The 9,406-nt window shown below is 72.9% G+C and carries 7 protein-coding genes; 2 read left to right on the plus strand and 5 right to left on the minus strand.

Going from position 1 to position 9,406, the window contains the following annotated elements:
• Positions 1-83: 83 nt before the first annotated feature.
• The 4 genes from ACFYSC_RS23415 to ACFYSC_RS23430 all read right to left on the minus strand — a co-directional run bounded on the left by ACFYSC_RS23415 (position 84) and on the right by ACFYSC_RS23430 (position 3,511).
• The gene (locus tag ACFYSC_RS23415; RefSeq protein WP_389965313.1) at positions 84-707 is read right to left on the minus strand and encodes an allophanate hydrolase subunit 1; all 624 of its coding nucleotides are present in this window, start codon (positions 705-707) and stop codon (positions 84-86) included.
• 76 nt (positions 708-783) lie between these two features.
• Positions 784-1,539, minus strand: a complete 756-nt coding sequence (locus ACFYSC_RS23420; protein WP_389965888.1) for a LamB/YcsF family protein — start codon at positions 1,537-1,539, stop codon at positions 784-786.
• A 17-nt stretch (positions 1,540-1,556) separates the two neighbouring features.
• Positions 1,557-3,083, minus strand: coding sequence for a hypothetical protein (locus tag ACFYSC_RS23425; RefSeq protein ID WP_389965891.1), 1,527 nt, complete (start codon positions 3,081-3,083; stop codon positions 1,557-1,559).
• Positions 3,084-3,268: 185 nt separating this feature from the next.
• Positions 3,269-3,511, minus strand: coding sequence for a hypothetical protein (locus ACFYSC_RS23430; RefSeq protein WP_362942647.1), 243 nt, complete (start codon positions 3,509-3,511; stop codon positions 3,269-3,271).
• Positions 3,512-4,090: 579 nt separating this feature from the next.
• Here ACFYSC_RS23430 and ACFYSC_RS23435 point away from each other — a divergent pair.
• Positions 4,091-6,184 carry a SpoIIE family protein phosphatase gene (locus ACFYSC_RS23435; protein ID WP_362942644.1) on the plus strand — a complete coding sequence of 698 codons (2,094 nt, stop codon included), beginning with the start codon at positions 4,091-4,093 and terminating at the stop codon, positions 6,182-6,184.
• Between the two features lie 241 nt (positions 6,185-6,425).
• Positions 6,426-8,069, plus strand: coding sequence for an RNA polymerase sigma factor (locus tag ACFYSC_RS23440; protein ID WP_389965318.1), 1,644 nt, complete (start codon positions 6,426-6,428; stop codon positions 8,067-8,069).
• 218 nt (positions 8,070-8,287) lie between these two features.
• On the opposite strand, the gene ACFYSC_RS23445 is transcribed toward ACFYSC_RS23440, so the two are convergent.
• Positions 8,288-9,040 carry a YaaA family protein gene (locus ACFYSC_RS23445; RefSeq protein WP_389965320.1) on the minus strand — a complete coding sequence of 251 codons (753 nt, stop codon included), beginning with the start codon at positions 9,038-9,040 and terminating at the stop codon, positions 8,288-8,290.
• Between the last annotated feature and the right edge of the window lie 366 nt (positions 9,041-9,406).

The raw sequence follows: 9,406 nt of genomic DNA on the forward strand, positions 1-9,406 counted from the left end.
ACCCGATCGGACCGAGAGGACGGCGGCGCTCATCCCTGTGACATCCGGAAACGGACCCGATCGAACGGAGAGGACGGCGGCGCTCATCCCGGCACCGCCCGGAAGCGGACCCTGGTGCCGGGGGTGAGCAGCGCGGGCGGGTCGGCGGCCGTGTCCCACACGGTCAGGGAGGACCGCCCGAGCAGTCGCCAGCCGCCCGGCGAGGCCGCGGGGTAGACCGCCGAGTACTCGCCGGCGATCGCCACCGCCCCGGCGGGCACCGAGGTCCGGGGCGTGGACAGGCGTGGCACGTGCAGCGCCGGGTCCAGGCCGATGAGGTAGGCGAAGCCCGGGGCGAACCCCAGCCAGCCCACCGTCAGCTCCACGCCGGTGTGCCGCTCGACGACCTCCCGCACCGGCAGCCCGCTCAGCTCGGCCACCTCGGCGAGGTCGGGGCCGTCGTAGACCACCGGGACCGTCACCGTCCCGCGCGCCCCGGAGGGGGCCGGGGCGGCGTCGCGCGCCGCGCCGAGCAGCTGGGACAACCGGGCCCGCAGGGCTCCCGGGTCGGCGCCCGGGGCGACGACGAGGACGGTGGCGGGGCCGGGCACGATCTCGGTCACCCCCGCCGGGGGGTGTTCCCGCAGCAGGGCGTCCAGCCGGTGGGACACCTCCAGCGAGCCGGTCTCCACCAGCAGCGCGGATTCCCCGGCCCGGCGGATCACCATCCGGCCTCCCGCAGGACCGGGCGGGCCGGCCGTACCCGCGCCGCGCCCGGGCCGGTGGAGCGTGTCGCCGGGGTCCTCACCGGAAGGACCGCAGCCTCACCCCGGCGGCCTCCAGCGCCTCGCGGACGGCCCGCGCCAGCGTCACCGCGCCGGGGGTGTCGCCGTGCACGCAGATGGAGCGGGCGTCCACCGCGACCTCCGAGCCGTCCGCCGCGGTGACCGTCCCGGACGTCGCCATCCGTACGGCGCGGGCCGCGACCGCGGCGGGATCGTGCAGCACCGCGCCGGGGGAGCGGCGGGGGACCAGCGCGCCGGCCGGGGTGTAGGCGCGGTCGGCGAACGCCTCGGTGACGGTGGACACGCCCGCGCGGGCCGCGACGGCGTGGACGGCCGAGCCGGGCAGCGTGAGCACCGGCAGGCCCGGGTCGTAGCCGGCCACCGCCGCCACGACGGCCTCGGCCTGCCCGGTGTCGCGGCAGATCCGGTTGTACAGCGCGCCGTGCGGCTTGACGTAGGAGACCCGGCCGCCCATCGCCCTGGCGATCCCGTCCACCGCCGCGAGCTGGTAGAGCACCTCGGCGCACAGCTCCTCGGGATCGACCTCCATCTCGCGTCGCCCGAAGCCGGCCAGGTCGTGGTAGGAGACCTGGGCGCCGATGGCCACCCCCCGGTCGGCCGCGGCCGCGCAGGTGCGGCGGATCGTACGGGGATCGCCGGCGTGGAAGCCGCAGGCGATGTTCGCGCTGGTCACGATGTCCAGCAGGGCGATGTCGTCGCCCAGCGGCCAGACGCCGAACCCCTCGCCGAGATCGGCGTTCAGGTCGATCGCCACACCGGTCGCCACGCCGGTCACCACGGTCCCTTCGTCCCCGGCGGCTCGTCGGGGATGTCGGCGATGTCGTCGAGGGCGACGGCGAGCTCCTCGGGGTCGTCGCCGATCCGCTCGACGATCTCCATCAGCACGTGCAGGACGTCGTGCCGGTCGTGGCCCAGGTCCAGCAGCCGCTGCGCGGCCTCCCACAGCTGCGGGGGGTCGCCCTCCCACAGCCGGCCGGCGATCTCCTCGTGCCAGGCGAGGTGCTCGTCGCGGTCGGGCCGGAGCAGTTCGTCCGCGTGGTCGATCTCCAGCAGGACCCGCCGGTCGGCGTCGTCGGCCGGGTTGAGCACGTCGAGCTTGACCTCGCCGTGCGTGCCCTGAAGGAAGGGGAACGCGAAGACCCGCCGGGCCAGCGCCGACAGGTCGCCGTCGGGCAGCAGCCTCTCCAGCAGGTCGCGGTCGATGCCGAAGGTGGTCGGGTCGCGGTAGGCCTCGGCGAACTTCCCCGTCGCCTCCCAGATCCCGTCCAGCGTGGCGCGCAGGCCCTCCTCCGGCAGCCCGGTCCGGCGGGCCGCGAAGCGCGCCCAGGCACCGAGCACGTGCGGCACCGCCTCCTGCTCGGCCGGGCTGAGCATCACCTTGCGCGGCAGCCAGTCGAGCAGGAACGCCTCGCACTTGGCCGGGCTGACCCGCAGGGGACGTCCGAAGTCCTGGTCGCAGCCGTAGTCGATGATGTGGTCGGCGCACCGTGAGGCCGCCGACGGGTCCGACAGGTGCTCGGCCGCGTCCGAGGAGAGGAACTCCGCGGCGAGCATCGCCCGGCGGTCGCGGCTGTAGGGGGCCTCGCTGTGCAGCGGGGCCGGGCGTTTGCGGCCGGGCGGCAACGCCTTGATCCGGGAGCGGGCGAAGGCGTGGTAGGCGCTGTAGCTGTCGCTGACCGGCGCGGTCGTCCTGCGGTCGCCGTACTCGGCGGTGGCCTTCATCGCCGACTCCAGCAGCGCCCGCGCCTGCTGCGGCTCGATCTCCTCGAACCGGAGCATCGGGTTGGCCTCCGCCTCTGCCCTGGCCTGTTCCAGCAGCTTGTCGACGTGCGAGGAGACCCAGGCGTCGCGGGCGATGCCGCGCATGTTGTAGTCGACGACCATGACCAGCGCGTGCGGCTCCTCGGCGGCCTCGGCCCCGCGGTAGCCGAAGGCGCACACGACGGTGTCCTGGTCGCCGTAGGCGTCTCGGGAGACGTAGCAGCCGGTGGGCTTGACCGCGCCCAGCCGGTCGGCCCAGCGGGGCCTGGCGACGTCGCGCTCGATGAGCGCCAGCGCCGCGCCCTCCGCCTTGGCCGCCTGGCGGGCCGTGCCGAGGTACGCCAGCGCGATCAGCAGGGTCAGCGCGGCGGGGGAGCCGGCCTTGGCGGCGTAGTCGACCAGGCCCTCGCCGAGCACCTGCTCGGCGTCGCCGCCCTTCAGACGGCGCCCCCACCAGGCCCCCACCATGTCGGAGACCATGAGCTCGGCGTCCAGCGGGCTGCGTACGGCCAGCAGTTCGCGCGCGGCCACCAGCATCTCGGAGAACACCTCGTCGGGAGACTGGTTCTCCCGAGGGTCTCGGCGGTGTCGCCGGCTCAAGCGGCCTCCCCCGTCGGCCGGATCCCGGTGCCGCCGCGCTGATCGGTTCGCTCGCTCACGCCCCAACCTTCTCGCATTCCCGGGCCAAACGGTGCGTAGGACGCGCTCCGGTGATCTCGATGTTACCGGGGACTTCGGGGCGGCGGCGCGGAGTTGACGAGCGCGAGCAGATGCTCGCGGGCGACGCGTTCCACCACCTCGGGCGTCGCGTCGATCCCCAGATGCTCCGCGCAGGCGCGGACGTCGGCCACGCACCTGCTGACGGCCGCGGAGGGGACGGTGAGGAACTCATGGGCCAGGCGGGCGCTCACCGGATCATGGAGCTTCGTTGCACCGCCGGCGAGACGGGCGACCAGAGCGGACATGTATGTCGCATTCCTCCGGGATCCCGGGGCAAACCCCCGGACGGACGGCGGGGACGTGCGTTCTCATTTCACAGCCTATCGTGCGCCTGTCAACCCCTGGGCCCGTCCGAGATGCCGGGTTGACATGATTTCTGACAGATTTGTGAGGTCGGGGAGTAAACGAATGTCCCCGAAGAGGGAGCCAAATCGGGATTGAGTCAGTAGCCTGATCTTGTTCGGGGCGCGCGCGGGGCCGAGGTGGACGGTTGTCGGGACGGTCCGGCTTGATCCTGCTAGGGTCCTGGCGGCATACGGAGGTGGACGCGGAGGGGAACGGCGCCACCATTCGGCTTCGGCGGAATGCTGGTCGGGCGATGCCCGTGCCGGGAACCCGGCGCGTCAGCGTGCGGGTTCCGGTCCCGGACCGGGGAGGGTCCGCGGGATGCGCGCTTCGCCGCATCCTGAGCGGGGCTTCCGTCCGCACGCACCCATCGCCGATGATGTACTGCAGATCCGGTCCCCCGGAGCTGCGCTACGCCGATTCGCAAGTTTGGAGATGTGCCTCGTGGGAGACCCTGGCACGCGACGGAGGTGCCGACCATGAGCGCCGAAACCTCCGTGCCCCGTCCCCGGGAGTCTGGTGTGGACATCTCGGACTCCGGTCTGCTCCATGGCCTGTTGTCGCAGTCGCCCTTCGCCTTCGCGTTCTTCGGCCCCGACGGCCGTTTCCACCGGGTGGACGAGGTCTTCGCCGACGTGGTCGGCCTTCCCGCCGAGCGGCTGGTCGGCCGGACGCCGGGCGAGCTGCTCCCGGCCGACCTCACCTCGCTTCTGGAGAGCGCGGTCCGCGGCGTCGCCGCGGGCGCCGACGTCGAGGCCGACCAGCGGATCCGGGTGCGCGCGGCCGACGGCGGCACCCGCCACTGGTCGCTGACCTTCTCCCCGGTCCACGACGACAAGGACGCGCTCCGCGCGGTCTGCCTCGTCGGGGTGGACGTCACCGGCAGCCGGCAGGTCGAGGAGGACCTGCGGCGCAGCGAGGAGCGTTACCGCTCGCTGGTCGAGGCCCAGTCGCAGCTCGTGTGGATCACCTCGCCGAGCGGGGCCGTCGTGGAGGACGCGCCGCAGTGGCGGGCCATCACCGGCCAGGGCCTGGAGGAGTATCTCGCCCACGGCTGGCTGGAGGCCGTCCATCCCGACGACCGGCCGCACACCGAGGAGGCGTGGCGCGAGGCGCTGCGCGGCCGGACCATGTTCGAGTGGAGCTACCGCGTCCGCACCCGTGCCAGCGGCTACCGCCACTTCGAGGTGCGCGCGGTCCCCATCATCCGGCACGGCCGGGTGGTCGAGTGGGTCGGCGCCAACACCGACGTCACCCCGCAGCGCGAGGCCGAGGAGATGCGCGGCCGCCTCACCGACCAGCTCGGCGCCGCCGCGCTGCGCACCGCCCGCCTCCAGGGCGCCACGGCGATGCTCGCCGAGGCGCTCACCGTCGAGCAGGTGGTCCAGGTCATCATCGACGTGGGCCGTACGGCGGTGGCGGCCGACCGGTCGGCGGTGGCCCTGCTCGACGTCGACCGGGCCGCCCTGAAGCTGGTCAACAACGGCGGCATCCCCGACGTCCCCGGCGCGCCGGGCGACGAGATCCCGCTGGCGCACTCCAGCGTGATGACCATGGCCGTCAACAGCCGCCGCCCCGTCTTCGCCGAGTCCCCGGAGAGCCTGCGCGCCCAGCTCGCCGAGGCCGGAGGCGACGAGGAGATCATCTCCGGGTTCATCGCGCACAGCGACGAGCGGGCCTGGGTGGGACTGCCGCTGCTGGCCGCAGGCCGCGCGCTCGGCGCCCTGCGGTTCTCCTTCACCCGTCCCCAGAAGATCTCCCAGGAGGACGGCGTCTTCCTGGAGGCCCTGGCCGGTCAGTGCGCCCTCGCCGTCGAGCGCGCCACGCTGTTCGAGCGGGAGCACCGCACCGCCGAGACGCTCCAGCGCAGCCTGCTGCCCGACCGCCTGCCGGTGGTGCGGGGCCTGGTGCTGGCCCAGCGGTTCCGCTCGGGCAGCCGCCACGTGCAGGTGGGCGGCGACTGGTACGACGCGTTCGTGCTGCAGGACGGCAGGGTCGCGGCGGTGGTCGGCGACGTCATGGGCAAGGGCGTCAAGGCCGCGGCCGGCATGGGCCGGATCCGCAACGCCATGCGGGCCCTGGCGCTGACCAACCCGCCGCCCGCGGCCGTCCTCACCGGCCTGGACCGGGTGTTCGAGGCGACCGAGGAGGAGGAGCAGGTCACCACCCTCGCCTACATGGTCGTGGAGCCCGGCACGGGAGAGGGGACGCTGGCCCTGGCCGGCCATCCGCCGCCCCTGCTGGTCTCGCCCCAGGGTGTGCCGATCCTGTGCGACGGCGAGCCGAGCACCCCGCTTGGCTGGCCGACGAGCCGCAGGCAGTTCCGGTTCTGCGTGCCGCCGGGACACACCGCGGTCCTGTACTCGGACGGCCTGGTGGAGAACCGCAAGCGCGGGCTGGACGCGGGACTCGCCGATCTGTGCTCCGTCGTGACCGAGGCTCCTCCGGAAGTCGTGGGAAGTCCTCACATGTTGCTCGACTTCCTCGTTGATCGCATGCTGGCGGGATATGAGCAGGATGACGACGTCACGGTACTGGCGATCCACGTCCCACCCGCCACGAAGAGTGACTGAATGAAACAGTCATAACGGTTGCTTTCGGGTATCGGTGGCGCGCTTACGTACGCACTACTCTCTTGGTCGGCCTAGGGTGGAGGACAACCGCCAGGAGGCGGCCGTATGGATCACGGTGTCATGTCACAATGCTTGACAGGTGCGTCGCGGTTCGCGCGGCCTCGTCCAGTACAACTAGAGGTATTCGCCCCTAGCGGGCATCTGGGTCCATTCTCGTCACGCTTTCCTTCGAGAGGTGTTCGTGTCGCCTGCAAGTTCGACTCGCTCGAAGCCATCCGAGCTGAACGAGCCCGTCATTCAGCAGCTGATGGAGCGGGGACGCTCGCAGGGGTTCCTCGAGTCCGAGGATGTCCGCAAGGCCGTCGAGGAAGCGGACATCCCGATGGCGCAGGTCGCTGGGATCCTGCGCAACCTCAGCAAAGAGGGCATCACCGTACGGTTGACCGCTGAGGATTCCAAGGCTCCCAAGAAGTCCCGGACTCCGGCCAAGCGCCGCACCCCCGCCGCCCCCGCCCCCGCCCCCGTCAAGAAGACCAAGACCGCCGCCGCGGCCAAGGAGCAGCCGGAGACCGTCACCGCGGTCGTCAGCGGCTCCGAGCCCGCTCCCGCGGCCAAGAAGCCCGAGCCGCCGGCCAAGAAGGCCGCCCCGGCGGCGAAGAAGCCCGTGCCCGCGCAGCCCAAGCGGCCCGCCGCCGAGGCGGTGACGCCGAAGCCCGAGCCGAAGCCCAAGTCCGCCGGCGCCGAGGACGACGAGGTCATCGACCTCGAGGACGTCGAGATCGAGGACTTCGACCTGGAGGTCGAGGAGGTCGAGGCCGAGACGGAGGGCGACGCCGAGACCGAGGTGGAGGTCGAGGCCGAGGCCGAGGCCGAGGAGCCCAAGGGCGAGGTCCTCAAGCAGACCGAGGACGAGGTCCTCATCATCTCCGATGACGACGACGACGCCCCCGTGCCGCAGGTCGCCGCCGCCGGCGCCACGGCCGACCCGGTCAAGGACTACCTCAAGCAGATCGGCAAGGTCCCCCTGCTCAACGCCGAGCAGGAGGTGGAGCTGGCCAAGCGCATCGAGGCCGGCCTGTTCGCCGAGGAGCAGCTCGCCACCGACGGTGAGACCCTCCCGGTGGACGTCCGCGCGGAGCTTGAGTGGATCGCCGAGGACGGCCGCCGGGCCAAGAACCACCTGCTGGAGGCCAACCTCCGCCTGGTGGTCTCGCTGGCCAAGCGTTACACCGGCCGCGGAATGCTGTTCCTGGACCTCATCCAGGAGGGCAACCTCGGCCTGATCCGCGCGGTGGAGAAGTTCGACTACACCAAGGGCTACAAGTTCTCCACCTACGCCACCTGGTGGATCCGGCAGGCGATCACCCGGGCCATGGCCGACCAGGCGCGGACCATCCGCATCCCGGTCCACATGGTCGAGGTGATCAACAAGCTGGCCCGTGTGCAGCGGCAGATGCTCCAGGACCTCGGTCGTGAGCCCACTCCCGAGGAACTGGCCCGCGAGCTCGACATGACCCCCGAGAAGGTCGTCGAGGTCCAGAAGTACGGCCGCGAGCCGATCTCCCTGCACACCCCCCTGGGTGAGGAGGGCGACAGCGAGTTCGGTGACCTCATCGAGGACTCCGAGGCGATCGTCCCGGCCGACGCGGTCAGCTTCACGCTCCTGCAGGAGCAGCTGCACTCGGTGCTCGACACGCTGTCGGAGCGCGAGGCGGGCGTGGTGTCCATGCGGTTCGGCCTGACCGACGGTCAGCCCAAGACGCTCGACGAGATCGGCAAGGTCTACGGCGTGACGCGCGAGCGCATCCGGCAGATCGAGTCCAAGACCATGTCGAAGCTGCGCCACCCGTCCCGGTCGCAGGTCCTTCGCGACTACCTCGACTGACCCTCGGCCGGAAGGCCGACGCGAGGGGGCTCACGCCGTACGGCGTGAGCCCCCTCGTCGTGTCGGGCACGTCGTCCCGCCGCTCCGCGAGATGACGGGACGGCATGGGGGGCCGGCACAGGCGCGCCGGGCTCCGTCGTGCCGCGAGATGACGGGACGGCATGGGCGCGCCGGGCTCCGTCATGCCGCGAGTCCCCTCGTCGTGTCACGAAACCTCGTCAGGTCCCGTCACGCGCGGCGACGTCGAGGATCCACGGCCGTCCGGCGGCCGGTTCGGGACCGAGCACGACGTCGTGGCCCATGCCGTCCAGCACCTTCGCCAGCTCCTCCGGCGTCCCGGGGTCGTCACCCGACTCCAGCAGCGAGCGGGCGACCGCGCCCCGGGTGGCCTTCGCCATGTGGCTGACGACCCTGCCGTCCCTGAGCACCCGCACCGCGACGGCCCGGTCGCCCGGACGCCAGGCCGGCGCGTAGGCGCCCGAGCGCAGGTCGACGACCAGGCCGGGTTCGGCGTCGAGGACAGGGGTCACCGGGCGGCGCCACCAGGCCGCGAGACCGCCGAGCGGGGGCAGCCGCACGGCCATGGACAGCCGGTAGGACGGGATCCGGTCGGCGGGCCGCAGCAGACCCCACAGACCGGAGAAGATCACCAGGCTTCGGGTCGCCCGGCCCGCGGCCCCCGGGGACAGCGTGGCGAGGCCGAGGTTGTCGTAGAGCACGCCGGTGTAGAGCTCGGCGGCGGGCAGCGTGGGCGCGGTCCGCAGGGCCCGGTTCCTGCCGATCTCGCCGAGCAGCCCGGGAGAAAGCCCCAGCACGGCCTGCGCCCGGGGCCCCTCGCACAGCGCGACGAGCGCGGACAGGACGGTTTCCCGCGACGGGTTGAGCGACGGGAAGCTCAGCCGGGACGGGTCGAGGGCGGGGCCTTCGGCGGGTTCGGCCTTCCCCTCCGACGGCGGCAGCAGAATCAGCACAGTCGCCGAGCGTAGTGGGCCCGGTGCGCGCGGGCGGGAGAAGGGGCGGGTCACCGTACGGCCGGGACGCGGTACGAGGGCCCGGCGATGACGGGGGCGGTCGCCGCGTGGCCGGGAAGGCTCACACGGTGAGATGGCCACGGCGGATCACCGTACGGCCGGGGCGGCGCGTGACGGTGTGGCAGGGAACACCGTGCGCCCGGGTGAGGCGGAGGTATGAGGGGTGAAGCTACCGCATGGCCGTGGGCCCCCCGGGGGGGGGGCCCCGCCCCGGCCGGGGGGGGGGGCGGGGGCCCCCCCCCGGGGGGGGGGGGCCGGGGGGGGGGCGGCTGTATAGGGTCAAACCCCACCCCGCCGCCCCCCCCC

It is taken from the genome of Streptosporangium sp. NPDC004379, from assembly GCF_042873875.1.
In the GTDB taxonomy this organism is placed as follows: Bacteria; Actinomycetota; Actinomycetes; order Streptosporangiales; family Streptosporangiaceae; genus Streptosporangium.

Coding starts and splice junctions, on each gene's coding strand:
- ACFYSC_RS23430 (WP_362942647.1), bottom strand. CDS start 3,511: ATGTCCGCTCTGGTCGCCCGTCTCGCCGGCGGTGCAACGAAGCTCCAT.
- ACFYSC_RS23425 (WP_389965891.1), bottom strand. CDS start 3,083: ATGCTGGTGGCCGCGCGCGAACTGCTGGCCGTACGCAGCCCGCTGGAC.
- ACFYSC_RS23415 (WP_389965313.1), bottom strand. CDS start 707: ATGGTGATCCGCCGGGCCGGGGAATCCGCGCTGCTGGTGGAGACCGGC.
- ACFYSC_RS23435 (WP_362942644.1), top strand. CDS start 4,091: ATGAGCGCCGAAACCTCCGTGCCCCGTCCCCGGGAGTCTGGTGTGGAC.